Origin of the sequence: Streptomyces sp. NPDC049879, assembly GCF_044461265.1 — a bacterium.
GTDB lineage: Bacteria > Actinomycetota > Actinomycetes > Streptomycetales > Streptomycetaceae > Streptomyces.
Window position 1 is genome coordinate 221,889 of the sequence record NZ_JBITKT010000009.1, and the last position, 26,691, is coordinate 248,579.

A 26,691-nucleotide genomic window follows, 5' to 3' on the forward strand; every position below is an offset into this window, starting at 1 on the left:
GCTGAGCGGCCGTCAGGGCCGCCGCAGCCGCAGCGAACGCACCGCGTGGTCCGGGCCCTTGCGCAGCACGAGTGTCGCGCGGGCCCGGGTCGGGGCGATGTTGGCCACGAGGTTGGGCTCGTTGACGGTCCGCCAGGTGTTGCGGGCGAGGTCGAGCGCGGCCTCCTCCGACAGGTCGGCGAACTTCCTGAAGTACGAGTCCGGGTCGCGGAACGCGGTCTCGCGCAGCGTCCGGAAGCGGCTCAGGTACCAGGCGCGGATGTCCTGCGGCCGCGCGTCCACGTAGAGGGAGAAGTCGAAGTAGTCGGCGAGGCCGACGCGTCCCGGCGGCGCGCTCTGGAGGACGTTCAGCCCCTCGATGATCAGCACGTCGGGGCGGCGGACGGTGAGGCGTTCGCCGGGCACGATGTCGTAGGTGACATGCGAGTAGACGGGCGCGGTCACCTCCGGGCGGCCCGCCTTGACGTCGGTCACGAAGCGCGTCAGCGCCCGCCGGTCGTACGACTCGGGGAACCCCTTGCGCGCCATCAGCCCGCGCCGCCGCAGCTCGGCGGACGGCAGCAGGAAGCCGTCCGTCGTCACCAGCGCCACGCGTGGCCGCCCCGGGCCGCGCTCCAGCAGCGCCTGGATGAGCCGCGAGACGGTCGACTTCCCCACCGCCACACTGCCCGCGACGGCGATCACGAACGGGCCGGCCGGCGCCGCCCCGTTCCCGCCGCCGCCGCTCAGGAACGCCTCGACAGCGCCGCGCAGCCCATGCGCCGCCGCGATGTGCAGGTGCAGCAGCCGGACCAGCGGCAGGTACACCTCGCGGACCTCCGCCAGGTCGGTGACGTCCCCGAGGCCGCGCAGCCCGGCCAGCTCGGCGGCGGTCAGCGGCAGCGGGGCGCGGGCGCCGGCCGCGCTCCACTCGGCGCGGCTCAGCTCGGTGTACGGGGTCGTCCGGCGGGGTGAGGTGGCCACGCGCACATTGTCGCGGGCGGGCTAATCTGCCCGCATGCGCGGGTGTGTGGGTTACCTCGGGTTCCGGTCCGCTCTCGACGTGCTGCTCGGCGGGCTCGACGGCCTCCGGGCGCCGGGCGGGGCGTGCGGCGTGGCGCTCGTCGCGGACGGGGGGCTCGCGGTGGCGAAACGGGCGGGAACGGCGGACGACCTGCGCGCGCTGCTCGGCGCGCGCCCCCTGCCGGCCGCCGGGACGGGCATCGGGCACCTGGGCGCGCCGGACGTACGGCCGCTCACGGACGCGGCGGCGTATCCGCAATCCGACGACGCGGGGCGCGTCGCGGTCGCGCAGGACGGCGCCCTCGACGGCGGGGACGCGCTGCGCGCCGAACTGGCGGGCCGGGGGCACCGGCTGGTGTCGGGCACGGACGCCGAGGCCGTCGCGCACCTGTTCGCCGAGGCGTTCTCCTCCTGCGGCGACCCCGGCGAGGCGATGCGGCAGGTGTGCCGGGCGGCGCGCGGCACGTTCGTCCTGCTCGCGGTGCACGCCGACGCGCCCGACACGCTGGTGGCGGCGCGGCGCGGCCTGCCGCTGACGGTGGGGCTCGGCGGCGGGGAGGCGTTCGCGGCGTCGGACGGCGCGGCCTTCGGCGGCGAGGGGGCGCACGAGGTGCTGCCGCTGGACGGGGCGGGGGAGGACGTGGTGGTGCTGCGGCGCGGGGCCGACGAGGTCGGCTGCGAGATCACGGACGCCGAGGGGGGAGTGGTCCGGGCGTGATCATCGGGGTGGGGATCGACGTGGCGGGGATCGACCGGTTCGCGCGCTCGCTGGAGCGGACGCCGGAACTGGCGGACCGGCTGTTCGTGCCGGGCGAGCTGTGGCTGCCGTCCGGGGAGCGGCGCGGCCCGGCTTCGCTGGCGGCGCGGTTCGCGGCGAAGGAGGCCCTGGCCAAGGCGCTGGGTGCGCCGGGCGGGCTGCGGTGGACGGACGCCGAGGTGTGCCAGGAGGACTCGGGCCGCCCGCGCCTTGAGGTACGCGGCACGGTCGCGGCGCGCGCGGCGGAGCTGGGCGTGCGGTCGTGGCACCTCTCCCTGAGCCACGACGCGGGCGTGGCGTCGGCCGTGGTCATCGCCGAGGGCTGACCACCGTGACCGAGCCGGTGTTCCTGTTCGACGTGGACGGCGTGCTGATCGACTCCGGCGCGGCGCACCGCAGGGTGTGGGCGGCGTGGGCGGACGCGCGCGGGCTCGACCCGGGCAGCGTGTGGGGGGCCACGCAGGGCAGGAGGCGGGTCGACACGCTGCGGCTCGTCGCCCCACACCTGGACCCTGCCGAGGAACACGCGCTGCTCAACCGGCTGATGGCCGCCGAGGAGCACACCGTGCGGGCGTACGACGGGGCGGGCGAGGTCCTTCGCGGCCTGGCGGCCGGGGCGTGGGCGGTGGTGACGTCCAGCCGTGGTGAGGCGACCCGGCGGCGGCTGGCCGCGTCGGGGCTGCCGGTCCCGGCGGTCCGGGTGTGCGCCGAGGACGTCACCGAGGGCAAGCCCTCGCCCGAGGGGTACCTGACGGCGGCCACGCGGCTGGGGGCCGACCCGCGCCACTGCCTGGTGGTGGAGGACTCGCCCGCCGGGGTGGCGGCGGGCCGGGCGGCCGGCTGCACGGTGCACGCCGTGACCACGACGCACACCGCCGGGCAACTCGCCCGCGCCCACGCCGTCTTCCCCTCCCTGCGGGCCGCCGTCCGCGCCGCGACCGGGCACGGGTGAACTGACCGCGCCGGTGCCGGGCGGGGCTGGGGTCCCGGCCGCGCGGGGTCGCGCCCGCCGTACTCACCTGGCTGGGCAGGGGAAGTGCGAGCGCCTCCGCCACCGCCGCGCGGCCGTCCGTCCCGGCGGCTACCGGGGGCACGTCGCGGGCAGGGACGTGCTCGATGTCCTGCTCCTGTTCGCTGTGTCGGCGCTGCCGGTGGTCCGGCGCGGGGTGGGGGCGGGATGGGGTGGGGCGCGGACCATCCACCGGGGCAACCGCCCGAGCCGCCACATCACCTGGACGCCCGCCCGCGTCCTCGACACGACCGGCGGCGCTCGTCGCCCGGCTGCGGAGCGCCTTCGAGTTGCACCCCCTGCCGCCGACGAGGTGCCACGGCCAGGCCCGAGGCCGGCCGGAGCCGGTGCCGGGGCGCCCCGTCCGGCCCCCCGTCCCCGTGGCGAACCGGGAGCGGACGGCGGAATCCGCCCGCACCGTCCCACCGCCTCCTCCCGCGACAACCCCGCGTCGACAGTTCAGGGCGGCGCTCCACCTCCCTACGAGCCACCAGCCGGGAGCACCCACCGGCAGGACCTACGCGGCGTCGTGGCCTCGCCCGGTCCGTACCGGCCACGGGCAGTCCCGCCCTGCCCCGTCAGGCGTCCGCCTCGCCCGGCGCGTCGGTCAGGCGGGCCCACGCGTCGGGCAGCGCCTCGGCGACCGTGGACGCCATCGGGGGCTCGGGGGCCAGCGAACCGGCGAGGCCGTGGACGTACGCGCCCGCCGAGGCGGCGTCCAGCGGGCTCAGCCCGGTGGCGAGCAGGGCGCCCGTCAGCCCGGAGAGGACGTCGCCGCTGCCCGCCGTGGCCAGCCAGGGCGTTCCCGTCGGGTTGACGCGGACGGCGCCGCCGCCGGGTCCGGCGATCAGGGTCGTGGAGCCCTTCAGCAGCGCCGTCACGCCGTAGCGCGCCGCGAGTTCGCGGACCGACGCGAGCCGCGCCGCCTCCACGCGCCCCCGGTCGGTGCCGAGCAGCGCGGCCGCCTCCCCGGCGTGCGGGGTGAGCAGCGTGGGCGCCGTACGGGCGCGCAGCCGCTCCGGGTCGAGGCCGCGCAGGCCGTCCGCGTCGATCAGGATCGGGACGTCCGACTCCAGCACGTCGTCCACCCGCCGCGCGGCGTCCGGGTCCTGGCCGAGCCCCGGGCCGACGACCCACGCCTGCACCCGCCCCGCCTCGCTCGGCGCGCCGCCCGACACGAGCGTCTCGGGGTAGCGGGCGATCACCGCGTCCGCCGCCGGGCCCGAGTAGCGGACCGCGCCCGCGCCGCCGCGCAGCGCGCCGCCCACCGCGAGGACGGCCGCACCCGGGTAGTGCGCCGAGCCCGCCACGACGCCGACCACGCCGCGCCGGTACTTGTCGCTCTCGGCCGAGGGGCGCGGCAGCAGCGCCGCGGCCTCCGCGCCGCCCAGCGCCTCCACGGCCGGTTCCGGCGGGAGGTGCGGGCCGAGGCCGATGTCCACGAGCCGCACCTCGCCCGCGTACTCGCGGCCCGGGTCGATCAGCAGGCCCGGCTTGTACGTGCCGAACGTGACGGTCACCGTCGCCCGTACGGCGTCGCCCCGCACCTCGCCGGTGTCCGCGTCCACGCCGCTCGGCAGGTCGACGGCCAGCACCGGCGTGCCCGCCGCCGCCACGCGGGCGACGAGCCGGGCCGCGTCCTCCCGCAGCCCGCCGTGCCCGCCGATGCCGGTGATGCCGTCCACGACCAGGGCCGCGCCCGTCAGTGCCCGTTCCGCCTCGTCCACGTCCGCCGTACGGCCGCCCGCCGCCCGCAGCGCGGCGACTCCACCGGCGTGCGCCCGTTCGGGTCGCAGCCGGAGCGCGGTCACCGCCGCGCCGCGCCGGGCGAGGCGGGCACCGGCGTACAGGGCGTCGCCCCCGTTGTCGCCGCTGCCCGTCAGCAGGACGACGCGGGCGCCGTACAGCCGGGGCCGCAACAGCCCGGCGGCCACGGCGGCGAGGCCTGCCGCCGCGCGCGCCATCAGCGTTCCCTCGGGCAGCGTGGCCATCAGCGCGCGCTCGGCGGCCCGCACGGTCTCGACAGGGTGAGCAGTCCTCATGCCCCTAGTCTGACGCTCGTCCGGCGGGTCTTCCTGCGACACTGGGGGGCGATGAACGAGCACTCGACGGAAGAAAGCGGGCGGTTGCGGGCGCACATCGATCTGCCCGCGCTGCGCGCCAACGTCCGTGCCCTCCGCGAACGCCTCACCGGCGGCGCCGCGTTGATGGCCGTCGTCAAGGCCGACGCGTACGGCCACGGCCTCCTGCCGTGCGCCCGCGAGGCGCGGGCCGCGGGCGCCGCCTGGCTCGGCGCCGCGACGCCCGAGGAGGCGCTCGCCCTGCGCGCCGACGGCGACACCGGCCGCGTGCTGTGCTGGCTGTGGACGCCGAACGGGCCCTGGCGCGGCGCCGTCGCCCAGGACATCGACGTGTCGGCCAGCGCCCCCTGGGCCCTGGACGCCGCCGTCGCCGCCGCCCACGCCACCGGGCGTACCGCGCGCGTGCACCTCAAGATCGACACCGGGCTCGGCCGCAGCGGCTGCGCCCCCCGTGACTGGCCCGCGCTGTGCGCCGCCGCGCGGGCCGCCGAGGCGACCGGCGCGATCACCGTCGCCGGGCTGTGGTCGCACTTCGCCTGCGCCGACGAGCCGGGCCACCCGTCCATCGCGGCGCAGCAGACCGCGTTCACCGAGGCCCTGGAGATCGCCGACCGCGCCGGACTGCGCCCCGAGGTCCGCCACTTCGCCAACTCCCCGGCGACCCTCACCCTCCCGGCCACCCACTACGACCTCGTGCGCACCGGCATCTCCGTCTACGGCCTGTCGCCCTCGCCCGAGATCGGCACCTCCGAGGACTTCGGCCTGCGCCCGGTGATGACGCTGCGCGCCGCCCTCGCGGGAGTGAAACGCGTCCCGGGCGGGCACGGGGTCAGTTACGGCCACCAGTACACGACGCCGGGCGAGACGACGCTCGCGCTTGTCCCCGCCGGGTACGCGGACGGCATCCCCCGGCACGCGTCGGGCAGCGGTCCCGTGCTCGTCGCGGGCAAGTGGCGGACGATCGCCGGGCGGGTGGCCATGGACCAGTTCGTGGTCGACCTCGGCGGCGACACCGCCGAGGCCGGGGACGAGGCGGTGCTCTTCGGGCCGGGCGACCGGGGCGAGCCGACCGCCGAGGACTGGGCCCGCGCGACCGGGACCATCGGGTACGAGATCGTCACCCGCGTCGGCCACCGCGTCCCCCGGGTCCACCACGGGGAGACCAGGACGTGAGGTGGGCGCGGGGCGTGGGGATAGCCGGAGCGGCGCTGGGCGCGGTCGCCACGACGGTGGCCGTCGACCGGCTGACCGCGACCCGTTCCGTACGGCGTGAGGCGCTCGCGGCGCTCGACGCGGCCGGTCCTTACGGCACGCTGCGCGGCACGCCCGGCACCGCCACCGCCGAGGACGGCACCGAGCTGTACTACGAGATTGACGAGGTGGGGGGCGGCCCGGCGGACGGCGCGTACGACCGGCCCGCCGACGACGGCGCGGGCGGTCCCGTCACCGAGCCCCTCGCGCCGCGGCTTCCGCCGCCCGCCGTTCCCGCGCCGCGTACGCCGGGCGCGCCGGGGCGCCTCGCGCGGCTGCTGCGCCCCGCGTCCGGGACCGCGCGCCGCCCCCCGCCCACCGTCGTCTTCTGCCACGGCTACTGCCTCTCCCAGGACGTCTGGCACTTCCAGCGCGCCGCCCTGCGCGGCGCCGTCCGCGCCGTCTACTGGGACCAGCGGGGGCACGGCCGTTCGGCATCCGGGCGGTTGCCCGAGCCCGTCGGCATCCCGCTGCTGGCCCGCGACCTCAAGGCCGTTCTCGACGCGGCGGTGCCCGAGGGGCCCGTGGTGCTGGTGGGGCACTCGATGGGCGGCATGACCGTCATGGCGCTCGCCGAGCAGTACCCCGACTACGTGGCCTCGCGCGTCGCGGGCATCGCGCTGCTCGGCACGTCCGCCGGACGCATGGCCGAGGTGGGGTACGGGCTGCCGCCGTCCGCCGCGCGCGCCCTGCGCAAGCTGCTGCCCGGCGTCGTGCGGGCGCTCGGCAGCAGGCAGGGGCTCGTGGACGCGGGGCGCCGGGCGGCCGGCGAGCTGTACGGCGGCGTCGTGCGGCGGTACGCGTTCGGCAGGCCGGAGCAGGTGGACCCGGGGGTGGCGCGGTTCGCCGAACGGCTGCTGGAGTCGGTGCCGATGGACGTGGTGGCCGGTTTCTACCCCGCCTTCGGCGAGCACGACACGACGGGCGCGCTGCCGGTGCTCGCCGGGCTCGCGCACGACCTGCCGGTGCTCGTGCTCGCGGGCGGCAAGGACCTCGTCACGCCGCCCGAGCACAGCGAGCGGATCGCGGAGGTCCTGCCGGGCGCCGAGCACACCGTGCTGCCCGACGCGGGGCACCTGCTGCTGCTCGAAGCGCCCCGCGAGGTGAACGACCGGCTGGGCGCGCTGCTCGCGCGTAGCATCCCGTTCCATGAACCAGCTGTCTGAGAGCGTGGCGCTGACCGTCACCGGAGCCGAGCGGATGCGCGACCTCGGCCGCCGCCTTGCCGCGCTGCTGCGGGCGGGGGACCTCGTCCTGCTGACGGGTGAACTGGGCGCCGGGAAGACCACGCTGACGCGGGGGCTCGGCGAGGGCCTGGGGGTGCGGGGCGCGGTGACGTCGCCGACGTTCGTGATCGCGCGGGTGCACCCGTCGCTGGGCTCGGGGCCGCCGCTGGTGCACGTGGACGCGTACCGGCTCGGGGGCGGGCTCGACGAGATGGAGGACCTCGACCTCGATGTGGCGCTGCCCGATTCGGTGGTCGTGGTCGAGTGGGGCGAGGGGCGGGTCGAGGACCTCTCCGAGGACCGGCTGCACGTGGTGATCGACCGGACCACGGGCACTGGGGGAGACGAGAACGGCGACGACGTACGGCGGGTCACGCTGACGGGCGTCGGCGAGCGCTGGCGCGGGGTGCGGCTGCCGCGCGACTGACGTCGGCCAGCACCTCCCCGATGACGTGCCGGGCGCTCGCGGCGAGCCCCGGGTTCGTCTCGCGGTAGTACGGCAGCTGGAGCAGCGCGACCGACAGCGCCCAGCCACGGCCGCGCGCCCAGGCGGCGTCGTCGGCGCCGAGCGCGGCGCGCAGGGCGGGGCGTGCGGCGGCGGGCAGCAGGTTCCAGGCGGGCATCAGGTCGATGTCGGGGGCGCCGGTGCCGAGGCAGCCGAAGTCGATGACGGCCGTGAGGCGGCCGTCCTGGCCGGTCAGGACGTTCCCCGGCGACAGGTCGCCGTGGACCCAGACGGGCGGGCCGGTGTACGCGGGGGCGCGCAGGGCGTCGTCCCAGGCGGCGGTCACGGCGTCCAGGTCGAACGGGCGTCCGTCACGGCCCTCGGGGGTCCCGGCCGCCGCCAGCGCGCGCAACTCCCCGATGGCCGCGCGGGTGTCGGCGTCCCGCCGCGCGAGGGGCACGCCGCGCCCGGCCGCCGGGCCGCCACCGGCCGGTACGTCGCGCAGGGCGCTGACGAAACGGCCCAGGCCGGCGGCGAGCGCGGCCGGTTCGGCGAGCCGGCCGACGGCCGGGTTGGCGCCGTCGAGCCAGCGCAGGACGGACCAGGGCCAGGGGAACCCCTCGCCCGGCGCGCCGAGACCGACCGGCGCGGGGACGGCGAAGGGCAGGTGCGGGGCGAGACGGGGGAGCCAGTGCTGCTCGGCGGTCACGTTGCCGACCGCGCCGGGGATGCGGGGGAGGCGTACGGCCAGGTCGTCGCCGAGCCGGAACATTGCGTTGTCCGTGCCCGTCGAGGCCACGGCCGCCACCGGCAGGTCCGCCCACCGGGGGCCGCTCACCCTGGAAAACCGTGCGCGGCGACCAGGCGCCGCACGAGATCCGTGTCGATGTCCACCTCGTCGGCGTGCATCCGCGTGTGAGCCATACGGCCCATCCCACCCGGCGCGCGACCGGACTGTCGAACGCTTTTCCCGCCGGGATCAGGGACCGCCGGGGTCAGGCGACGACGACGACCGCCGTGCCCTGCTCGGCGAACTCCCACATCGTGTCGCCGTCCGCCCGGCTCTGCCGGATCGCACCCGTCCGCTGCGTGGACTCCGGGTCGGGCACCGAGCCGTCCGTCGCCGCCGAGAAGCCGAAGACGACGCTCTCCGCGTCCGCGTGGAAGATCACCGCGTGCTCCATGGGGACGCCGTCCGAGCCGGTGCCCTGCGGATTGCGCGAGGAGACGGCGTACTCGCCCGGCTCCGGGCTCACCGGACTGGGGAACACCTCGAACGTCGAGACGACCTCCTCGCCCGACCCGTCCGCCGCGACGTCCACCAGCCACACCCGCTGCTGCGCCAGCGCGTACACGACCCGCCGTCCCGTGCCGGACTCCTCGGGCAGCGCCGGGTCCGACGGCTCCTCGGCGCCCTCGCCCTCCCCCTCGCCCGCGCCGCCCGCGCCGTCCGAGTCGCCCTCGGACGCCGCCGGGGCGGAGGGCTCACCGGCGGCGGACGGGCGGTCGTCGGCGGCGGACGCCTGGAACGCGAAGAAGGCCACGACCGCGAGCGCCGCCGCCGTCAGCGCGGTGACGAACAGACCGGAGCCGGAGCCGGAGGATGGGCGCGCCACGATCGACTGCCTGCCTTTCGCACTGTCCCCGGGATCCCCGGGCCGTCAGCCGACGCTACCAGGGACGGGCCGTACCGGCGGGGAGCCGTACCCTTGCTGGGTGCTGCTGCTCGCCCTTGACACCGCCACGCCCGCCGTCACCGCCGCCCTCCACGACGGGCGGCACGTCCTCGCCACCGCGGGGGAGACCGACGCCCGCAGGCACGGCGAGCTGCTGATGCCCGCCGTGGACCGGGTGCTCGCCGAGGCGGGGCGGGGGATCGGCGAGGTGACCGCGCTGGTCGCGGGCACCGGTCCCGGCCCGTACACCGGGCTGCGTGTCGGGCTCGCCACCGCCGCCGCGCTGGGCGCCGCGCTCGGCATCCCCGTGCACGGCCTCGGCACCCTGGACGCCATCGCCTACGAGACCGGCCTCACCGAGCCGTTCACCGTCGCCACCGACGCCCGCCGCAAGGAGGTGTACTGGGCGCGCTACGCCGACGCCCGTACCCGCCTGGACGGTCCCGCTGTCGCCAAGGCCGCCGACCTGCCGGACGACGTGCTCGCGCTGCCCGCCGCCGGTGCGGGCGCCCGGCTGTACCGGGACGCCTTCCGCGCCGTGCGCGACGACCTGCCCGAGCACGCGTCCGCCGCCGCCCTCGCCGCGCTGGCGGCGGAACGCCTCGCCGCCGGTCTCCCCCTCGACGCGCCCCAGCCGCAGTACCTCCGCCGCCCGGACGCGAAGGTCCCGGCCGGGTACAAGGCGGTCACCCGCGCATGACTGTCGTCCTGCGTGAGATGCGCTGGTGGGACATCGAGCCGGTCCTCGGACTCGAAGCCGAGCTGTTCCCCGAAGACGCCTGGTCGGTCGGCATGTTCTGGAACGAGCTGGCGTCCGCGCGCGGCACCGCCCCGACGCGCCGCTACCTCGTCGCCGAACGCCCCGACGGCCGCCTCGCCGGCTACGGCGGCCTCGGCGTCGCGGGCAGCACCGGCGACGTCCTCACGATCGGCGTGACCCGGGACCACGAGGGCACCGGCCTCGGCTCGCGCCTCCTGGCCGCGCTGCTGGCGGCGGCGGCCGGATTCGGCTGCGACGAGGTGCTGCTCGAAGTCCGCAAGGACAACGTGCGCGCGCAGCGCCTCTACACACGCTTCGGCTTCCGCGCCATCGGCGTGCGCCGCGGCTACTACCAGCCGGGGAACATCGATGCCCTCGTGATGCGCCGCGAACTGCCGCCCCCCGCACAGACCGCACAGACCACCCCAGTGGAGAGCACGGAACGGTATGGCTGACGAACCCCTGGTCCTCGGCATCGAGACGTCCTGCGACGAGACCGGCGTCGGCATCGTGCGAGGCACGACCCTGCTGGCCGACGCCGTCGCCTCCAGCGTGGACGACCACGCCCGCTACGGCGGCGTCGTCCCCGAGATCGCGAGCCGCGCCCACCTGGAGGCGATGGTCCCGACCATCGAACGCGCCCTGGCGGACGCCAAGGTCGCCGCCGCCGACCTCGACGCCATCGCGGTCACGGCGGGCCCCGGCCTGGCCGGCGCCCTCCTGGTCGGCGTCTCGGCGGCCAAGGCGTACGCGTACGCGCTCGGCAAGCCGCTGTACGGCGTCAACCACCTGGCGTCGCACATCTGCGTCGACCAGCTGGAGCACGGCCCGCTGCCGCAGCCGACCATGGCGCTGCTCGTCTCCGGCGGACACTCCTCGCTGCTCCTCGCACCGGACATCACGCGGGACGTCCGGCCGCTCGGCGCGACGATCGACGACGCGGCGGGCGAGGCGTTCGACAAGGTGGCGCGCGTCCTGGGCCTCGGCTTCCCCGGTGGCCCGGCCATCGACCGCCTGGCGCGGGAGGGCGACCCGGCGGCCATCCGCTTCCCGCGCGGCCTGACCGGCCCGCGCGACGCCCCGTTCGACTTCTCCTTCTCGGGTCTGAAGACCGCCGTGGCGCGCTGGGTGGAGACACGGCGGGCCGCGGGCGAGACGGTGCCGGTCGCGGACGTGGCGGCGTCGTTCCAGGAGGCCGTGACGGACGTGCTCACCCGCAAGGCGATCAAGGCGTGCAGGGCCGAGGGCGTCGACCACCTGATGGTCGGCGGCGGCGTCGCGGCCAACTCGCGGCTGCGCGCGATGGCCGAGGAGCGGTGCGCCGACGCCGGGATCATCCTGCGCGTGCCCCGGCCGGGCCTGTGCACCGACAACGGCGCGATGGTCGCCGCGCTGGGCGCGGAGATGGTGGCCCGGGGCCGCACGCCCTCGGCACTCGACCTGCCGGCCGACTCCTCCCTGCCGGTGACCGAGCCCCACATCCCCGCCGAGCAGCATCACCACCATCACCACCACGGGCATCACCACTGATGGCCGCCGTGACGCTGATGTGGGAGGCGCGTGCGGCGGCGGGCCGGGGGGCCGAACTCCTGGCCTGGGCCAGGTCCCGGACCCTCGCCCCCGCACCGGACCGGCGCGAGACGTTCCGCGCGGAGCCGGACCGGGTGCTCGTGCTGACTTGGTGGCCGGACGGAACGGTCCCCACCGAACTCCCGGACCCACCCCCGGACCTGCTGCACCGGCCCGTACACCGCTGGCGCTTCGAACCAGTCCCAGAAACCCCCGGCCCCTGAAATCCGCCGCCTTGGTTCCCCACCCATTCAATGACTCTCGGTAGTCGCTCATGCTGGAAAGGTATACGCTGCGCGACGGTTCCGGTATCACTCGATACGGTGAACCCCCGCTGTCCCGCCCGCATCCGCCCAGAAGTCAGGGGCAAGGCCAAACGCCGCCCGGCACAGACACCGTGCGCGGGGACACAGCGGTCACCGGCCACGCCCGCCGCCTCAGCGGCGCGCGGCCCCTTCGAGTGCGGGCACCCAGTCCCCGCGCGAATGCGCAGCCGTCGTCCTGATGTTGCTGGCCCTGCAGGGGACTTGGTAAAGCTAAGTAAAATCCACTACTCGCCACGAGAAACCCGCACTTCAACGACTCTGCTCCCCGCACGCGCGGGGGTGGTCCCTCCCACTGGCACTCGGAGGTTTCGGACGCGGACTGCTCCCCGCGCATGCGGGTGCCCCCAGCAGCCGTGTGGCTGGGATAGTGCCGTGATCTTCTGTGGCGGGTTTCGTCTGGCTCTGCCTCGGGTCCGCCGTGTGGGGGCCCTGGGCGCCGTGGGCCGGGCGTACTGTGGGCTGGGCGCGGTTCCCGTCCGTCGGGCCAGCCGCTCTTCGGCTCCTCTCAGGGCTCGGCGGCTGGACCGGGTGCCGCTGCTCGTCGTGAACGGTGGCGTCGAGCCGGGGCGGCACCGGGGCTGTAGCCGTCGTCCCGCGCGGTGCCGACGGCGTCCGTGACGGGGGGAGAGCCGCGCCTCAGGCCGCCCCTCCCGACCCCGGAGGGGGGAACGGGTGGCCGATGAGCATGGTTGCGTCGCCCGCCACCTTCGTCAGGAAGACCGTCGCGCTGCCAGGGCCCTGCGGCTTCAGCCGCCGCAGCAGTTCCTCCGGCGTCAGCGCCGACCCGCGCTTCTTCACCGTCACCGTCCCCACGCCGCGCTCCCGCAGCAGCGCCCGCAGCCGCTTGACGTTGAACGGCAGCACGTCCGTGATCTCGTACGCGCTGGTGAACGGGTCTTCGGGGCGCAGCCCGTCCGCCGTGATGTAGGCGATCGACGGGTCCAGCAGGTGCCCGCCGAGCCGTTCCGCCGCCTCCGCGACGAGGTGCGCGCGGATCACGGCGCCGTCCGGCTCGTACAGGTAGCGGCGCGGCGGGCCGTCCGGTGCCTGCCGGGTGCCGTCGCCGCCGAGCACGTCGCCGCCCGGCAGCAGCGTGGCCGTACGCGGCGGCAGGCCGTCGTGCCCGAACCACAGCACGGCCTCCTTCACCTCGCCCCGGTGCGAGACCCACTCCGCCACCGCACCGGGCGGCACCGCCTCGTGCGGGATGCCCGGCGCCGTCTTCAGCGCCGCGAACGGCACCCGCCGTGCGGCGGCGACGGCCCAGGACAGCGGCGGCGAGTACGCCTCCGGGTCGAACACCCGGCCGCGCCCCCCGCGCCGCGCCGGATCGGCGAACAGCCCGTCACATCGCGCCAGCACACCGCCGTCCAGCGCCTCCGCCACGTCGCCCCGCCGCACCTCGATCAGGTCGGCCAGCCCCAGCGCCGCCACGTTGGCCTCCGCGACCGCGCAGGTCAACGGGTCGCGGTCCACCGCCACCACCGAGATCCCGGCACGCGCCAGCGCGATGGCGTCACCCCCGATCCCGCACCCCAGATCGGCGACCCGCCGCACCCCGAGCGCCGCGAAGCGCGCCGCCCGCCAGGCGGCGACCGGCGCCCGCGTCGCCTGCTCCACGCCGTCCGGCGTGAAGAACATCCGCCCCGCGTCCGCGCCGAACTTGGCCGCCGCACGCTGCCGCAGCCGCGCCTGCCCGATGGCGGCGGACACCAGCGCGGGCGGGTGGTCGCGCCGCAGCCGGGTCGCCACCGCCAGCTCGTCGGCGGGGTCCAGGTCGCGCAGCTGCGCGAGCAGGTCCCGGCCCGTTCCGGTCAGCAGCGCGCGGAAAGCGATGGGGTCGGCGGGGTCGGCGGGGGGTGAGGGTGCGGCCACACGGGTCATTCTCCCCGCTCCGCCGGAACGGCGTTCGGGGACCGGCCCGCCGCCGGTGGCACCATCCCGAACCATGGGGATTATCGGACAAGTAGGACAAAATGATAAGCGGTATACGGGACGGCGGGCCCCGGTCAGGGTCCGCCGCTCCCTGGCCATCGGCGGCGCGACGATACTCGCCGTCGCTTGCTCGGGACTTCCCGTCCGCCTCCTCGCCCACGACCCCGCCCGCCAGGACCACGGGCAGGACCAGGCGTACGGCATGGACGCCACCACCGACAGCGCCCCCGGGCCAGGCGCCGCCGAGCGCGTCACGGCACTCGCCCTGGGCGCCCCGCAGCGCGACCAGGCGCGCACCGCCGCCCACGCGCTGGAGGCGTACGCCGAGAAGCTCGAACGCGCCGAGACCCGCCGCGTCGCCGCCGCCAAGACGTGGGGGCTGCGCAAGGTCCCCCTCCGCGCCCCCGAACCCCCGGCCACCCCGCCCCGCCTCGCCCCCGAACCGGGACACCTCACCGGCGAAGGGCTCCCCCCGGTGATCGTCCGCGTCCCCACCGACCAGAAGGTGGTCTTCCTCACCATCGACGACGGCGCCGACAAGGACCCGGAACTCCTCCGCATGCTCCGCGAACTGGACCTCCCCGTCAGCGGCTTCCTCTCCGACGAGGTCGCCCGCGAGGACTACGGCTTCTTCCGCGACGCCCTCGAAGACGGCCACCACAGCCACAACCACACCATCAACCACCGCGAGATGACCCGCCTCACCTACGCCGAGCAGCGCGCCGAGATCTGCGGCCAGCAGGCGAACCTCACCCGCGAACTGGACGAACGCCCCACCCTCTTCCGCCCGCCCTACGGCGCCTACAACCGCGACACCCTCCGCGCCGCCGCCGACTGCGGCATCGAAGTCGTCCCGCTCTGGGCGGAGGAGGTGTTCCCCGACCGCATCGACTACGGCCGCGCCGACCGCCGCTTCCACCCGGGCGACATCGTCCTCACCCACTTCCGCGGCGAACGCGAGTGGGACGGCAGCATGACGGACATGCTGCGCCGCCTCCTTGACGCCGTGAGCGAACAGGGATTCGCCATCGCCCGGCTGGAGGACTACGTGTGACCCGTGCGGCGCGGGCGCCGGGACCCGCCGGGGCCGCGGGAACGGCCGCGCGCGCCGCCCCGTCCGTTAGGCTCGCGACCGGCGGCATTGGCACTCTGGTTGACTGAGTGCTAACCGCCGCCTAGTCTCAACTCTGGCACTCACACCATGAGAGTGCCAGCTACGCGCGACGGGCGGACTCGGCACCCGCGACGACGGGTCCACCAGGTCGCCATCCAGCCATAGAAGCCCCGGATCTCCGAAGGGGGAGGTCGGATCGTGACGACCGCCAGCAAGGTTGCCATCAAGCCGCTCGAGGACCGCATCGTGGTCCAGCCGCTCGACGCCGAGCAGACCACGGCCTCGGGCCTGGTCATTCCTGACACCGCCAAGGAGAAGCCCCAGGAGGGCACCGTCCTTGCCGTGGGCCCCGGCCGCTTCGAGGACGGCAACCGTCTGCCGCTCGACGTGAAGGTCGGCGACGTGGTGCTGTACAGCAAGTACGGCGGCACCGAGGTCAAGTACAACAACGAGGACTACCTCGTCCTCTCGGCTCGCGACGTCCTCGCGATCATCGAGAAGTAACGGCATCGCACGCGACGCCGGACCGTGCCCCGGTACCCGCGCCGACACCGTTCGGCTGACCGGGCCCGGGGCACGGACGCGTCCGCCGGCCGCTCAGGCGGCGGACAGGACCGGTGACACCGGCCCGTCCACCACCTGAACGGCCGGCCGACCCCGTGGCCCGACGCACCCGCGCGGCACCACGGGTCCTCCAGCAGTCCGAGAGATCACGCACAAGGGGACACCCACAGCCATGGCGAAGATCCTGAAGTTCGACGAGGACGCGCGGCGCGCCCTCGAGCGCGGCGTCAACGCGCTCGCCGACGCCGTCAAGGTGACCATCGGCCCCAAGGGCCGCAACGTCGTCATCGACAAGAAGTTCGGCGCGCCCACCATCACCAACGACGGTGTGACCATCGCCCGCGAGGTCGAGGTCGAGGACGCCTACGAGAACCTGGGCGCCCAGCTCGTCAAGGAGGTGGCGACCAAGACCAACGACATCGCGGGTGACGGCACCACCACCGCGACCGTCCTGGCCCAGGCGCTGGTCCGCGAGGGCCTGCGCAACGTCGCCGCCGGCGCCTCGCCCTCCGGCCTCAAGCGCGGCATCGACGCGGCCGTCGCCGCCGTCGCCGAGGACCTGAAGGCCAGCGCCCGCCCGATCGACTCCAAGGAGGACATCGCCGCGGTCGCCGCCCTGTCCGCCCAGGACAAGCGGGTCGGCGAGCTGATCGCCGAGGCGATGGACAAGGTCGGCAAGGACGGCGTGATCACCGTCGAGGAGTCCCAGACCTTCGGTCTCGACCTGGACTTCACCGAGGGCATGGCCTTCGACAAGGGCTACCTGTCGCACTACATGGTGACCGACCAGGAGCGCATGGAGGCCGTCCTCGACGACCCGTACATCCTGATCCACCAGGGCAAGATCTCCTCCATCCAGGACCTCCTGCCGCTGCTGGAGAAGATCATGCAGTCCGGCGCGTCCCGCCCGCTGCTGATCATCGCCGAGGACGTGGACGGCGAGGCGCTGTCCACCCTGGTCGTCAACAAGATCCGCGGCACCTTCAACTCGGTCGCCGTCAAGGCCCCCGGCTTCGGCGACCGCCGCAAGGCGATGCTCGGCGACATGGCCACCCTCACCGGCGGCACCGTCATCTCCGAGGAGGTCGGCCTCAAGCTCGACCAGGTCGGTCTCGACGTCCTCGGCACCGCGCGCCGCGTGACCATCACCAAGGACGACACCACGATCGTCGACGGTGCCGGCGAGCGCGCCGACATCGAGGGCCGGGTCGCCCAGATCCGCGCCGAGATCGAGAACACGGACTCCGACTGGGACCGCGAGAAGCTCCAGGAGCGCCTCGCCAAGCTGGCCGGCGGCGTGTGCGTCATCCGCGTCGGCGCCGCCACCGAGGTGGAGCTGAAGGAGAAGAAGCACCGTCTGGAGGACGCCATCTCGGCGACCCGCGCGGCGGTCGAGGAGGGCATCGTCCCCGGTGGCGGCGCCTCCCTCGTGCACTCCGCGAAGGTCCTCGACGGTGGCCTCGGCCGCACCGGTGACGAGGCGACCGGCGTCGCCATCGTCCGCCGCGCCGCCGTCGAGCCGCTGCGCTGGATCGCGGAGAACGCGGGCCTCGAGGGCTACGTCATCACCTCCAAGGTCGCCGAGCTGGACAAGGGCGAGGGCTACAACGCCGCCACCGGCACCTACGGCGACCTGGTCAAGGACGGCGTCATCGACCCGGTCAAGGTGACCCGCTCCGCGTTGCAGAACGCCGCCTCGATCGCCTCCCTGCTGCTCACCACCGAGACCCTCGTGGTGGAGAAGAAGGAAGAGGAGCCCGAGGCCGCCGGTCACGGCCACGGTCACTCGCACTGACCCGCGCCGCACCGCCGAACGGCACAGGACCCCGCCGCGCACACCGCGCGGCGGGGTCCCGCCGTTCCCGCGACCGCTGACGAACGGGCTCAGGCCGTCGCGTCACCGCCCCGCCGCGGGCCGAAGCGCCGCCCGGCGCGCGACGAGATGCCGCCGAGCGCCCCGCGCGGCATCAGGCGCGCGGCGCCGAGCAGCGCGCGGTAGCGCGCGTCCGGGATGCACACGGTCCGCCCGCGCGCCAGGTCCCGCAGCGCGGCGTCGACCACGCGGTCCGCGTCCAGCCACATCCAGCCGGGGATGTTGTCCGTCCGCATCTCCGCGCGCCGGTGGAACTCGGTCCGCACGAAGCCGGGGCACAGCGCCATCATCCGCACGCCGCCGCCCGCCAGGTCGCGCGCCGCGCCCTCCGTGAACTGCACCACCCACGCCTTCGACGCCCCGTACGTCCCGCGCGGCAGGAACGCCGCGACCGACGCCACGTTCACCACGCCGCCGCGCCCGCGCTCCCGCATCGGCCCGGCCGCGGCCGTCGTCAGCCGCAGCACCGCCTCGCAGTGCACCTTCAGCATCCGCAGCTCGTCCGCCACCGGCGCCTTCAGGTAGGCGCCCCGCAGGCCGAAGCCCGCGTTGTTGACCAGCAGACCGACCGGCCGCGCCGGGTCGGCGAGCCGCGCCTCGACGTCCGCGATGCCCTCGTCCGTGGACAGGTCGGCGCGCAGGACGTCCGCCTCGACGCCGTGCCGGTCGTGCAGCTCGGCGGCCTGGCGGCGCAGCGCGTCCCTGTCCCTGGCCACCAGCACGAGGTCGTGCCGGTCACGCGCCAGCCTGCGCGCGAAGGCCGCGCCGATCCCGGTGGTGGCGCCCGTCACCAATGCAGTTGTCATAGGGGGACGGTAGTGGTCCCCGTCCGCCGGGCCCACCGGCGCCGGTCAGAGAGGTTCGTCCTCCAGGTCGCCGAAGCCGCCGGAGCCGGCCGGGTCGTCCCAGGCGGACCCGGATGAGGGGCGGACGCGGGCGCCGCCGTCGTCCGCCGTGTTGACCGCTCCGGATGACGCGCCGTGCGCCGGGTCGTGCGCCCCGCCGCGTGCCGCGCCGCCGGAGTGCACCAGGTCGCTGCGGCGCGCGCGGCCGAGCAGTTCCTCGCGCTCGTCCTCGGTCAGGCCGCCCCACACGCCGTACGGCTCGCGGACGGAGAGGGCGTGCGTGGCGCACTCGGAGCGCACGGGGCAGCGCATGCACACTTCCTTCGCCGCCTCCTCCCGCGAGCTGCGTGCCGCGCCGCGTTCGCCCTCGGGGTGGAAGAACAGCGAGCTGTCCACGCCCCGGCAGGCAGCGAGGAGCTGCCAGTCCCACAGGTCGGCGTTCGGGCCGGGAAGGCGGGAGAAATCTGCCATGACACAGGTGTCCCATCGTCTTCGGTACCGCGGAAGTAGATGTAAATATGACTACCCGCTGAATATAGCCGTAGACGCCCAAAGATGGGCAACAAGGTCTAAAAAGGGCAAAAATGAATGTTCGGCGTGTTGAGCAAATCGCGGCACTGCCGTGGCCGGATGCTCACGTAGAGTGCTCTCACTCTGTGGTTGGCGACCGTAACTCTTTCGGGTGACCGTCGTTGAGAGGGCGGAGGCGGTTGACAGCGGTGCTCAAGCCCCGTCAATCGCACAGGTGACGACACATAACTGCCTGGAGGCACAAGGTGATGCGCATCAGCTGCGGAGGGCGGCCATGACTTCCGTCCTCGTCTGCGACGACTCCCCCCTCGCCCGGGAGGCGCTGCGCCGCGCGGTCGCGACCGTGCCCGGCGTCGAGCGGGTCACGACGGCGGCCAACGGCGAGGAAGTCCTCCGCCGCTGGGGTGCCGACCGTTCCGACCTGATCCTCATGGACGTCCGTATGCCCGGCCTCGGCGGTGTCGAGACCGTCAGGCGGCTGCTGTCCGCCGACCCGGGGGCGCGCATCATCATGCTCACGGTCGCGGAGGACCTCGACGGCGTGGCGCTCGCCGTCGCCGCCGGTGCCCGCGGGTACCTGCACAAGGACGCGTCCCGCGCGGAGCTGCGCGCCACGGTCACGCAGGCCCTGGCCGACCCCACCTGGCGGCTCGCCCCGCGCCGGCTGCGCTCGTCGGACATGGGCGCGGCCCCCACACTGACCGCCCGCGAGATCCAGGTGCTCGAAGGCATGAGCCACGGCCGTTCGAACGCGGAGATCGGCCGTGAGCTGTTCCTGTCGGAGGACACGGTCAAGACGCACGCCCGCCGCCTGTTCAAGAAGCTCGGCGCATCGGACCGCGCGCACGCCGTGGCGCTGGGATTCCGGTGGGGTCTGGTCCGCTGACGGGCACCGGGGACGCGACCGGACGGGGAGCGCGGCGGCGGCCGTCACCCCCCGTCCGGTGAGGAGGCGACTCAAAACATCCGCGGTTGACGCATGCTTGAATGCATGACGCTCCTTGGGGACGAGCCGGCCAGGCGCGAGGGGAGGGCCCGGAACATGACTCTGAGCGCTCCCGCACATAACGCTTCGATGCACAACTCAGCCCGCGGTGACACGGACCGCGCGGCGACGGTGCACCATGGACCGATGCGCGACGACGAGGTGACGGGGATCGGCACCCTCGTCCATCGTGCGGCCGAGGGCGACCCCCAGGCCACCCACGACCTGCTGGCCCACGTGCACCCCCTCGCGGTGCGCTACTGCCGTACGCGCCTGGCCCGCCTCCCCGGTGAGGCTCGTCACTTCGTGGACGACCTCGCGCAGGAGGTCTGCCTCGCGGTCCTGTGCGCGCTGCCGCGCTACCGCGACACCGGGCGCCCGTTCGACGCCTTCGTCGTCGCCATCGCCCACCACAAGGTCGCCGACCTCCAGCGGGCCGCGCTCCGCCGCCCCGGCAGCACGGCCGTCCCCTCCGACGAGATGCCCGAGCGGCCCGACGACTCCCTCGGCCCCGAGGAGCGCGCCCTGCAGAGCAGCGACGCCGAGTGGGCCCGCCGCCTCCTGGCGAACCTCCCCGACCACCTGCGCGAGCTGGTCATGCTGCGCGTCGCCATCGGCCTGACGGCCGAGGAGACGGGCGAGAAGCTGGGCATGTCCCCCGGCGCCGTACGGGTCGCGCAGCACCGCGCGCTGAGCAGGCTGCGGGCTCTCGCCGGGCGCTGAACCATCACCGGCATGGCCGTAGCATGGAAACCCCGGCCCGACGGGCCCGGAGGGAGTGACGCAGCGGGCAGCGCGGAGATATGCGGGAAAGGCAGTCATGACTGACTACGCGGGTGAGGTACCGGAGAAGTTCGCGACGCTCGGACTGACGTTCGACGACGTGCTGCTGCTGCCGGGCGCCGCCGATCTGGCACCGCACGAGATCGACACCTCCTCGCGCATCTCGCGCAACGTCCGGGTGAACGTGCCGCTGCTCTCCGCCGCGATGGACCGCGTCACCGAGGCGCGGATGGCCATCGCCATGGCCAGGCAGGGCGGCGCGGGCGTGCTGCACCGCAACCTGTCGATCGAGGAGCAGGCCGCGCAGGTGGACCGCGTGAAGCGGTCCGAGTCCGGCATGGTCACCGACCCCATCACCATCCGCCCGGACGCCACGCTGCGCGAGGCGGACGAGCTGTGCGGCAGGTACCGCATCAGCGGCGTCCCCGTGACGGACGCGGCGGGGCGGCTGCTCGGCATCGTCACCAACCGCGACATGGCCTTCGAGTCGGACCGCGACCGGCAGGTCCGCGAGGTCATGACGCCGATGCCGCTGGTCACCGGCCGGGTCGGGATCTCCGGCGAGGAGGCGGCCGAGCTGCTGCGGCGGCACAAGATCGAGAAGCTCCCGCTGGTGGACGACGAGAACCGGATCAAGGGCCTCATCACCGTCAAGGACTTCGTCAAGGCCGAGAAGTACCCGAACGCCGCCAAGGACGCCGAGGGCCGCCTCGTCGTCGGCGCCGCGGTCGGCGTGGCGGGCGACGCGTACGACCGCGCCTCCGCGCTGGTCGAGGCCGGGGTGGACTTCCTCGTCGTGGACACCGCGCACGGCCACTCGCGCCTCGTCCCGGAGATGGCCGCCAAGATCAAGTCGAACTTCGACCGGGTCGACGTCATCGCGGGCAACGTCGCGACGCGCGACGGCGCGCGGACGCTGGTGGACGCGGGCGTGGACGGCATCAAGGTCGGCGTCGGCCCCGGCTCGATCTGCACGACCCGCGTCGTCGCCGGTGTCGGCGTGCCGCAGGTCACGGCGATCTACGAGGCGTCGCAGGCGGCCCGCGCCGCCGGTATCCCGGTGATCGGCGACGGCGGCCTCCAGTACAGCGGCGACATCGCCAAGGCCATCGCGGCCGGCGCCGACACCGTGATGCTCGGCAGCCTGCTGGCGGGCTGCGAGGAGTCGCCCGGCGAGCTGAAGTTCATCAACGGCAAGCAGTGGAAGTCCTACCGGGGCATGGGGTCGCTGGGCGCGATGCAGTCGCGCGGCGAGCGCCGCTCGTACTCCAAGGACCGCTACTTCCAGGACGAGATCGGCGACGACGACAAGCTGATCCCCGAGGGCATCGAGGGCCAGGTGCCCTACCGCGGCCCGCTCGCCTCGGTCGTGCACCAGCTGATCGGCGGCCTGCACCAGTCGATGTACTACCTGGGCAGCAGGACCGTCCCGGAGATCCAGGAGAACGGCCGCTTCGTCCGCATCACCTCGGCCGGTCTCAAGGAGAGCCACCCGCACGACATCCAGATGACGGCGGAGGCCCCCAACTACTCCGGGCGCTGAGCCGGGGATACTTGGTGCCGCCCGTCGTGAGGAGGGGCACCGCGTGAGGAAAGGCACTGGACGTGACTGAGATCGAGATCGGGCGCGGCAAGCGCGGACGGCGGGCGTACGCCTTCGACGACATCGCCGTGGTGCCGAGCCGCCGCACGCGCGACCCGAAGGAGGTCTCGATCGCCTGGCAGATCGACGCCTACCGCTTCGAGCTGCCGTTCCTGGCCGCGCCGATGGACTCGGTCGTCTCCCCGGCGACGGCCATCGCGATCGGCCAGCAGGGCGGCCTCGGCGTGCTGAACCTCGAAGGGCTGTGGACCCGTTACGAGGACCCCGCGCCGCTGCTCGCGGAGATCGCGGAGCTGCCGGAGGCGACCGCCGGGCGGCGCATGCAGGAGATCTACGCGGCGCCGATCCAGGAGGAGCTGATCTTCCGCCGCATCCGCGAGGTGCGCGAGTCGGGCGTCGTGACGGCCGCCGCGCTGTCGCCGCAGCGGACGGCGCAGTTCTCCAAGGCCGTGCTGGACGCGGGCGTGGACATCTTCGTGATCCGCGGCACCACCGTGTCGGCCGAGCACGTGTCGGGCGCCGCCGAGCCGCTGAACCTCAAGCAGTTCATCTACGAGCTGGACGTGCCGGTGATCGTCGGCGGCTGCGCCACGTACACGGCGGCGCTGCACCTGATGCGGACCGGCGCGGCGGGTGTGCTCGTCGGCTTCGGCGGCGGCGCGGCGCACACGACGCGCAACGTCCTGGGCATCCAGGTGCCGATGGCCACGGCGGTCGCGGACGTCGCGGCGGCCAGGCGTGACTACATGGACGAGTCCGGCGGCCGGTACGTGCACGTCATCGCGGACGGCGGCGTCGGCTGGTCGGGCGACCTGCCGAAGGCCATCGCCTGCGGCGCGGACGCCGTGATGATCGGCTCCCCGCTGGCCCGTGCGACCGACGCCCCCGGGCGCGGGCACCACTGGGGCATGGAGGCGGTGCACGAGGACGTGCCGCGCGGCAAGAAGGTGCACCTCGGCACGGTCGGCACGACGACGGAGATCCTCACCGGTCCCTCGCACACGCCGGACGGGTCGATGAACTTCTTCGGCGCCCTGCGGCGGGCGATGGCGACGACGGGCTACTCGGAGCTGAAGGAGTTCCAGCGCGTCGAGGTGACGGTCGCCCGCTCCCGCTGAGCCCGTTCCCGAGCTGTCCGCGGCCCGGCGCCCCGACGGGGTGCCGGGCCGTTGTGCGTGCGGGTCAGAGGCGGTGGGCGGCGCCCGCCGGGGTCGCGCCGCGCGTGTCGAGCAGCAGCTGCGCCTTGGCGGCGAGGCCCTGGAGGTCGTACGTGCTGTGGTGCTGGAGCAGCAGCGTCAGGTCGGCGCCCGCCGCGGCCTCGTACAGCGAGTCGGCGCGCGGCACCCGGCCGCCCTGCACGTCCCACTCGCCGACGAACGGGTCGTGGTACGTGAGCTGCGCCCCGAGCGCCAGCAGCCGCCCGGCGATCTCCCGGGCGGGGGCGCCCTGCTCGTCGGGCAGGTCGGGCCGGTAGGTGACGCCGAGCAGGAGGACGCGGGCGCCGCGCACGGACTTGCCGTGTTCGTTGAGGAGGGCGGCGGCGCGGCGGGTGACGTAGCGCGGCATGCGGGCGTTCGTCTGCCGCGCCAGCTCCACCATCGGCAGGCTGCGGCCCGGCGGGACGACGGGCATGGTGTGGCCGCCGACGCCGGGCCCCGGGCGGAAGGCGTGGAAGCCGAACGGCTTGGTCTCGGCGCAGCGCACGACGTCCCACAGGTCGATGCCGAGGTCGTGGCAGAGGACCGCCATCTCGTTGACCAGCGCGATGTTGACGTGCCGGTAGTTGGTCTCCAGCAGCTTGACGGCCTCGGCCTCGGCGACGCCCCTGGCCCGGACGACCTTGTCGGTGAAGCGGCCGTAGAAGGCGGCGGCTGCCTCGGTGCAGGCGGGGGTGAGGCCGCCGATGACGCGCGGGGCGGCGGCTCCCCTGACGCCGGGGTCCTGGCGGGCGGGGGCGTGCGCGAGGTGGAAGTCGCGCCCGGCGCGCAGCCCGGAGCCCGTTTCGAGGAGCGGGCGCAGGACCTCCTCGGTGGTGCCGGGGGAGACGGCCGACTCCAGGACGACGAGCGTGCGCGGGCGCAGCCGGGCGGCGAGCGCGGTGGCGGCGGCGCGCAGGGCGGTGAGGTCGGGCGCGTGTCCCGCGCCGGGTGGGGTAGGGGCACAGATCAGGGCCGTACGGACGCGGCCGAGGGCGGCGGGGTCGCTGGTGGCACGGAATCCGGCGGCCAGCATCCGCCGCAGGTCGGCGGCGGCGAGGGCGCCGTCGCCCGGCGGGCGGCCCGCGTTGAGCAGGGCGGCGGTCCGGGGATCGGAGGTGAAGCCGACGGTGGCGATGCCGGCGGCGGTGGCGGCTTGGGCGGCCGGAAGGCCCAGCTGCCCGGGGCAGAGAACGGCGAGATCGGCGGGCATTCGCGGCGGGCTCCCTTCTCCCCCGATGCACGTCAAGTCAGCTTAGGGGCATATATGACAGTTCAGGATGATTGACCCCGGGCGGCGGGCTGTGGCGCGCCGATCCGGGCGATATGGGAGACCATGAACAAGGGCTGACCTACGCCGACGTACGACCGCCCGCAGGGGCGGGACGAACAGGGAGGCATCTGTGAGGACTGCCGCACTGGGCCCCGAACAACGGGCCGCGGCGCTCGCCCGCATGGCCGAGGGCGAGCTGGACGTACTGGTGGTGGGCGGCGGTGTCGTCGGCGCCGGCACCGCGCTCGACGCCGTGACGCGTGGCCTGTCCACGGGTCTCGTGGAGGCGCGTGACTGGGCGTCGGGCACGTCGAGCCGTTCCAGCAAGCTGATCCACGGCGGGCTGCGCTACCTGGAGATGCTCGACTTCGGGCTGGTCCGGGAGGCGCTGAAGGAACGGGGACTGCTGCTCAGCCGCATCGCCCCCCACCTCGTACGGCCCGTCCCCTTCCTCTACCCGCTGCGCCACCGCGGCTGGGAGCGGCTGTACGCGGGCTCGGGCGTGGCGCTGTACGACGCCATGTCGCTGTCGTCGGGGCACGGGCGCGGCCTGCCGCCGCACCGGCACCTGTCGCGCGGCCGGGCGCTGCGCGTCGCGCCCGCGCTGAAGAAGGACGCGCTGGTCGGCGCGCTCCAGTACTACGACGCGCAGGTGGACGACGCTCGGTACGTCGCGACGCTCGTGCGCACCGCCGCCGGATACGGGGCGCATGTCGCGAACCGCGCGCGGGTCACCGAGTTCCTGCGCGAGGGCGAGCGCGTGGTGGGCGTGCGGGTCACGGACACCGAACTCGACGGTACGTACGAGATCCGCGCCCGGCAGGTCGTCAACGCCACGGGCGTGTGGACGGACGACACGCAGGGCATGATCGCCGAGCGCGGGCAGTTCCACGTGCGGGCGTCCAAGGGCATCCACCTCGTCGTGCCGAAGGACCGCATCCACTCCTCCACGGGGCTGATCCTGCGGACGGAGAAGAGCGTCCTGTTCGTCATCCCGTGGGGCAGGCACTGGATCGTCGGCACGACCGACACGGCCTGGGACCTCGACAAGGCGCACCCGGCCGCGTCCAGCGCCGACATCGACTACCTGCTGGAACACGTCAACTCCGTGCTGGCCGTGCCGCTGACGCGCGACGACGTCGAGGGCGTGTACGCCGGGCTTCGCCCGCTGCTGGCGGGCGAGTCGGACGCGACGAGCAAGCTGTCGCGCGAGCACACGGTGGCGCATCCCGTGCCGGGCCTGGTCGTCGTGGCGGGCGGCAAGTACACGACGTACCGCGTCATGGCGAAGGACGCGGTGGACGCGGCGGTGCACGGCCTCGACCGCCGGGTCGCCGCCTGCTGCACGGACGAGGTGCGGCTCGCCGGCGCCGAGGGCTACCACGCGCTGTGGAACGCCCGCGCGCGCATCGCCGCCCGCGCCGGGCTGCACGAGGCGCGCGTCGAGCACCTGCTGCACCGGTACGGGTCGATGGCCGAGGAGGTGCTGGAGCTGGTCGCCGCCGATCCGGCGCTCGGCGAGCCGCTGCCCGCCGCCGACGACTACCTGAAGGCCGAGGTCGTCTACGCCTGCTCGCACGAGGGCGCGCGGCACGTGGAGGACGTCCTGACGCGGCGCACGCGCATCTCGATCGAGACGTTCGACCGGGGCACGCGCAGCGCCCGTACGGTCGCCGAGCTGATGGCCGGGGTGCTGGGCTGGACGCCGCAGCAGGTCGAGCGCGAGGTCGAGAACTACGAGAAGCGCGTCGAGGCCGAGCGCGAGTCACAGCTGCAACCCGACGACCGCACGGCGGACGCGGCCCGCCTCGGTGCGCCGGACACCGCGCCGCTGTGAGCCGCCGGGCGGGCGCGGCGGGACCGCGCTGACGGGTCTTCACCGGTGCC

The 26,691-nt window shown here is 74.8% G+C and carries 25 protein-coding genes and 1 pseudogene; 18 read left to right on the plus strand and 8 right to left on the minus strand.

The window, feature by feature from the left end; genetic code table 11:
* Positions 1 to 12: 12 nt before the first annotated feature.
* Positions 13 to 969 carry a type I pantothenate kinase gene (gene coaA, locus ACIBPC_RS27540; protein ID WP_398848346.1) on the minus strand — a complete coding sequence of 319 codons (957 nt, stop codon included), beginning with the start codon at positions 967 to 969 and terminating at the stop codon, positions 13 to 15.
* 28 nt (positions 970 to 997) lie between these two features.
* Here coaA and ACIBPC_RS27545 point away from each other — a divergent pair, with 28 nt between their 5' ends.
* The 3 genes from ACIBPC_RS27545 to ACIBPC_RS27555 are packed head-to-tail and all read left to right on the plus strand — an operon-like array spanning position 998 to position 2,711.
* Entirely contained in the window at positions 998 to 1,720 is a 723-nt protein-coding gene (locus ACIBPC_RS27545; RefSeq protein WP_398848348.1) for a glucosamine--fructose-6-phosphate aminotransferase, read from the plus strand.
* Positions 1,717 to 2,085, plus strand: a complete 369-nt coding sequence (locus ACIBPC_RS27550; protein WP_362961484.1) for a holo-ACP synthase — start codon at positions 1,717 to 1,719, stop codon at positions 2,083 to 2,085. Before ACIBPC_RS27545 ends, ACIBPC_RS27550 begins: the two co-directional genes overlap by 4 nt.
* 5 nt (positions 2,086 to 2,090) lie before the next feature.
* Positions 2,091 to 2,711, plus strand: a complete 621-nt coding sequence (locus tag ACIBPC_RS27555) for an HAD-IA family hydrolase (protein ID WP_398848350.1) — start codon at positions 2,091 to 2,093, stop codon at positions 2,709 to 2,711.
* Positions 2,712 to 3,346: 635 nt separating this feature from the next.
* On the opposite strand, the gene ACIBPC_RS27560 is transcribed toward ACIBPC_RS27555, so the two are convergent.
* Positions 3,347 to 4,810 (minus strand): NAD(P)H-hydrate dehydratase, encoded by a 1,464-nt coding sequence (locus tag ACIBPC_RS27560; protein WP_398848352.1) that lies wholly within the window; start codon positions 4,808 to 4,810, stop codon positions 3,347 to 3,349.
* 51 nt (positions 4,811 to 4,861) lie between these two features.
* Between ACIBPC_RS27560 and alr the strand changes: the two genes are divergently transcribed.
* From alr to tsaE, 3 genes are read left to right on the plus strand one after another with little or no spacing between them, the layout of a single operon-like run.
* Entirely contained in the window at positions 4,862 to 6,022 is a 1,161-nt protein-coding gene (alr, locus tag ACIBPC_RS27565; RefSeq protein ID WP_398848354.1) for an alanine racemase, read from the plus strand.
* Between the two features lie 14 nt (positions 6,023 to 6,036).
* Positions 6,037 to 7,266 carry an alpha/beta fold hydrolase gene (locus ACIBPC_RS27570; protein WP_398848355.1) on the plus strand — a complete coding sequence of 410 codons (1,230 nt, stop codon included), beginning with the start codon at positions 6,037 to 6,039 and terminating at the stop codon, positions 7,264 to 7,266.
* Entirely contained in the window at positions 7,250 to 7,753 is a 504-nt protein-coding gene (tsaE, locus tag ACIBPC_RS27575; protein ID WP_362961494.1) for a tRNA (adenosine(37)-N6)-threonylcarbamoyltransferase complex ATPase subunit type 1 TsaE, read from the plus strand. Before ACIBPC_RS27570 ends, tsaE begins: the two co-directional genes overlap by 17 nt.
* On the opposite strand, the gene ACIBPC_RS27580 is transcribed toward tsaE, so the two are convergent.
* Positions 7,698 to 8,609: an aminoglycoside phosphotransferase family protein gene (locus ACIBPC_RS27580; protein WP_398848357.1), complete on the minus strand. Its 912-nt coding sequence runs from the start codon at positions 8,607 to 8,609 to the stop codon at positions 7,698 to 7,700. The genes tsaE and ACIBPC_RS27580 overlap by 56 nt on opposite strands.
* A gap of 157 nt (positions 8,610 to 8,766) precedes the next feature.
* Positions 8,767 to 9,387 (minus strand): hypothetical protein, encoded by a 621-nt coding sequence (locus ACIBPC_RS27585; protein WP_398848358.1) that lies wholly within the window; start codon positions 9,385 to 9,387, stop codon positions 8,767 to 8,769.
* 100 nt (positions 9,388 to 9,487) lie between these two features.
* On the opposite strand from ACIBPC_RS27585, the gene tsaB reads away from it, so the two are divergent.
* From tsaB to ACIBPC_RS27605, 4 genes are read left to right on the plus strand one after another with little or no spacing between them, the layout of a single operon-like run.
* The gene (gene tsaB / locus ACIBPC_RS27590; protein WP_398848360.1) at positions 9,488 to 10,147 is read left to right on the plus strand and encodes a tRNA (adenosine(37)-N6)-threonylcarbamoyltransferase complex dimerization subunit type 1 TsaB; all 660 of its coding nucleotides are present in this window, start codon (positions 9,488 to 9,490) and stop codon (positions 10,145 to 10,147) included.
* On the plus strand, positions 10,144 to 10,662 hold the full coding sequence (gene rimI / locus ACIBPC_RS27595) for a ribosomal protein S18-alanine N-acetyltransferase (RefSeq protein WP_362961500.1): 519 nt from the start codon (positions 10,144 to 10,146) through the stop codon (positions 10,660 to 10,662). Before tsaB ends, rimI begins: the two co-directional genes overlap by 4 nt.
* On the plus strand, positions 10,655 to 11,737 hold the full coding sequence (gene tsaD, locus ACIBPC_RS27600; protein WP_398848363.1) for a tRNA (adenosine(37)-N6)-threonylcarbamoyltransferase complex transferase subunit TsaD: 1,083 nt from the start codon (positions 10,655 to 10,657) through the stop codon (positions 11,735 to 11,737). The genes rimI and tsaD overlap by 8 nt, the downstream gene beginning before the upstream one ends.
* Positions 11,737 to 12,000: a hypothetical protein gene (locus ACIBPC_RS27605; RefSeq protein ID WP_398848364.1), complete on the plus strand. Its 264-nt coding sequence runs from the start codon at positions 11,737 to 11,739 to the stop codon at positions 11,998 to 12,000. The genes tsaD and ACIBPC_RS27605 overlap by 1 nt, the downstream gene beginning before the upstream one ends.
* Positions 12,001 to 12,738: 738 nt before the next feature.
* Here the strand turns inward: ACIBPC_RS27605 and ACIBPC_RS27610 are convergent.
* On the minus strand, positions 12,739 to 13,986 hold the full coding sequence (locus ACIBPC_RS27610) for a methyltransferase (RefSeq protein WP_398848366.1): 1,248 nt from the start codon (positions 13,984 to 13,986) through the stop codon (positions 12,739 to 12,741).
* A 64-nt stretch (positions 13,987 to 14,050) separates the two neighbouring features.
* Here ACIBPC_RS27610 and ACIBPC_RS27615 point away from each other — a divergent pair, with 64 nt between their 5' ends.
* The 3 genes from ACIBPC_RS27615 (at position 14,051) to groL (ending at position 17,510) form a co-directional block, all read left to right on the plus strand.
* Positions 14,051 to 15,091 (plus strand): polysaccharide deacetylase family protein, encoded by a 1,041-nt coding sequence (locus ACIBPC_RS27615; RefSeq protein WP_398848369.1) that lies wholly within the window; start codon positions 14,051 to 14,053, stop codon positions 15,089 to 15,091.
* 255 nt (positions 15,092 to 15,346) lie between these two features.
* A complete protein-coding gene (gene groES, locus ACIBPC_RS27620; protein WP_362961585.1) occupies positions 15,347 to 15,655 on the plus strand; it encodes a co-chaperone GroES in 309 nt (102 codons plus the stop codon).
* A gap of 232 nt (positions 15,656 to 15,887) precedes the next feature.
* Positions 15,888 to 17,510, plus strand: a complete 1,623-nt coding sequence (gene groL / locus ACIBPC_RS27625) for a chaperonin GroEL (RefSeq protein ID WP_362961510.1) — start codon at positions 15,888 to 15,890, stop codon at positions 17,508 to 17,510.
* Positions 17,511 to 17,599: 89 nt separating this feature from the next.
* Here groL and ACIBPC_RS27630 read toward each other — a convergent pair whose 3' ends face one another.
* Together ACIBPC_RS27630 and ACIBPC_RS27635 are read right to left on the minus strand one after the other, a co-directional pair.
* Positions 17,600 to 18,394 carry an SDR family oxidoreductase gene (locus tag ACIBPC_RS27630; protein WP_362961512.1) on the minus strand — a complete coding sequence of 265 codons (795 nt, stop codon included), beginning with the start codon at positions 18,392 to 18,394 and terminating at the stop codon, positions 17,600 to 17,602.
* A 192-nt stretch (positions 18,395 to 18,586) separates the two neighbouring features.
* Positions 18,587 to 18,904 (minus strand): annotated as a pseudogene (locus tag ACIBPC_RS27635) (WhiB family transcriptional regulator); the annotation flags it as partial.
* A 334-nt stretch (positions 18,905 to 19,238) separates the two neighbouring features.
* On the opposite strand from ACIBPC_RS27635, the gene ACIBPC_RS27640 reads away from it, so the two are divergent.
* The 4 genes from ACIBPC_RS27640 (at position 19,239) to ACIBPC_RS27655 (ending at position 23,453) form a co-directional block, all read left to right on the plus strand.
* Complete coding sequence (locus tag ACIBPC_RS27640) at positions 19,239 to 19,850, plus strand: response regulator transcription factor (protein ID WP_019431595.1); 612 nt, start codon at positions 19,239 to 19,241, stop codon at positions 19,848 to 19,850.
* A 246-nt stretch (positions 19,851 to 20,096) separates the two neighbouring features.
* Positions 20,097 to 20,672 (plus strand): RNA polymerase sigma factor ShbA, encoded by a 576-nt coding sequence (gene shbA / locus ACIBPC_RS27645; RefSeq protein WP_362961515.1) that lies wholly within the window; start codon positions 20,097 to 20,099, stop codon positions 20,670 to 20,672.
* 97 nt (positions 20,673 to 20,769) lie between these two features.
* Complete coding sequence (gene guaB / locus ACIBPC_RS27650; protein WP_362961517.1) at positions 20,770 to 22,275, plus strand: IMP dehydrogenase; 1,506 nt, start codon at positions 20,770 to 20,772, stop codon at positions 22,273 to 22,275.
* A 62-nt stretch (positions 22,276 to 22,337) separates the two neighbouring features.
* Positions 22,338 to 23,453, plus strand: a complete 1,116-nt coding sequence (locus tag ACIBPC_RS27655; RefSeq protein WP_362961519.1) for a GuaB3 family IMP dehydrogenase-related protein — start codon at positions 22,338 to 22,340, stop codon at positions 23,451 to 23,453.
* A gap of 64 nt (positions 23,454 to 23,517) precedes the next feature.
* Here the strand turns inward: ACIBPC_RS27655 and ACIBPC_RS27660 are convergent, their stop codons facing one another.
* A complete protein-coding gene (locus ACIBPC_RS27660; protein WP_362961521.1) occupies positions 23,518 to 24,744 on the minus strand; it encodes a nucleotide sugar dehydrogenase in 1,227 nt (408 codons plus the stop codon).
* Between the two features lie 190 nt (positions 24,745 to 24,934).
* On the opposite strand from ACIBPC_RS27660, the gene ACIBPC_RS27665 reads away from it, so the two are divergent.
* Complete coding sequence (locus ACIBPC_RS27665) at positions 24,935 to 26,641, plus strand: glycerol-3-phosphate dehydrogenase/oxidase (RefSeq protein WP_362961523.1); 1,707 nt, start codon at positions 24,935 to 24,937, stop codon at positions 26,639 to 26,641.
* Positions 26,642 to 26,691: the final 50 nt, after the last annotated feature.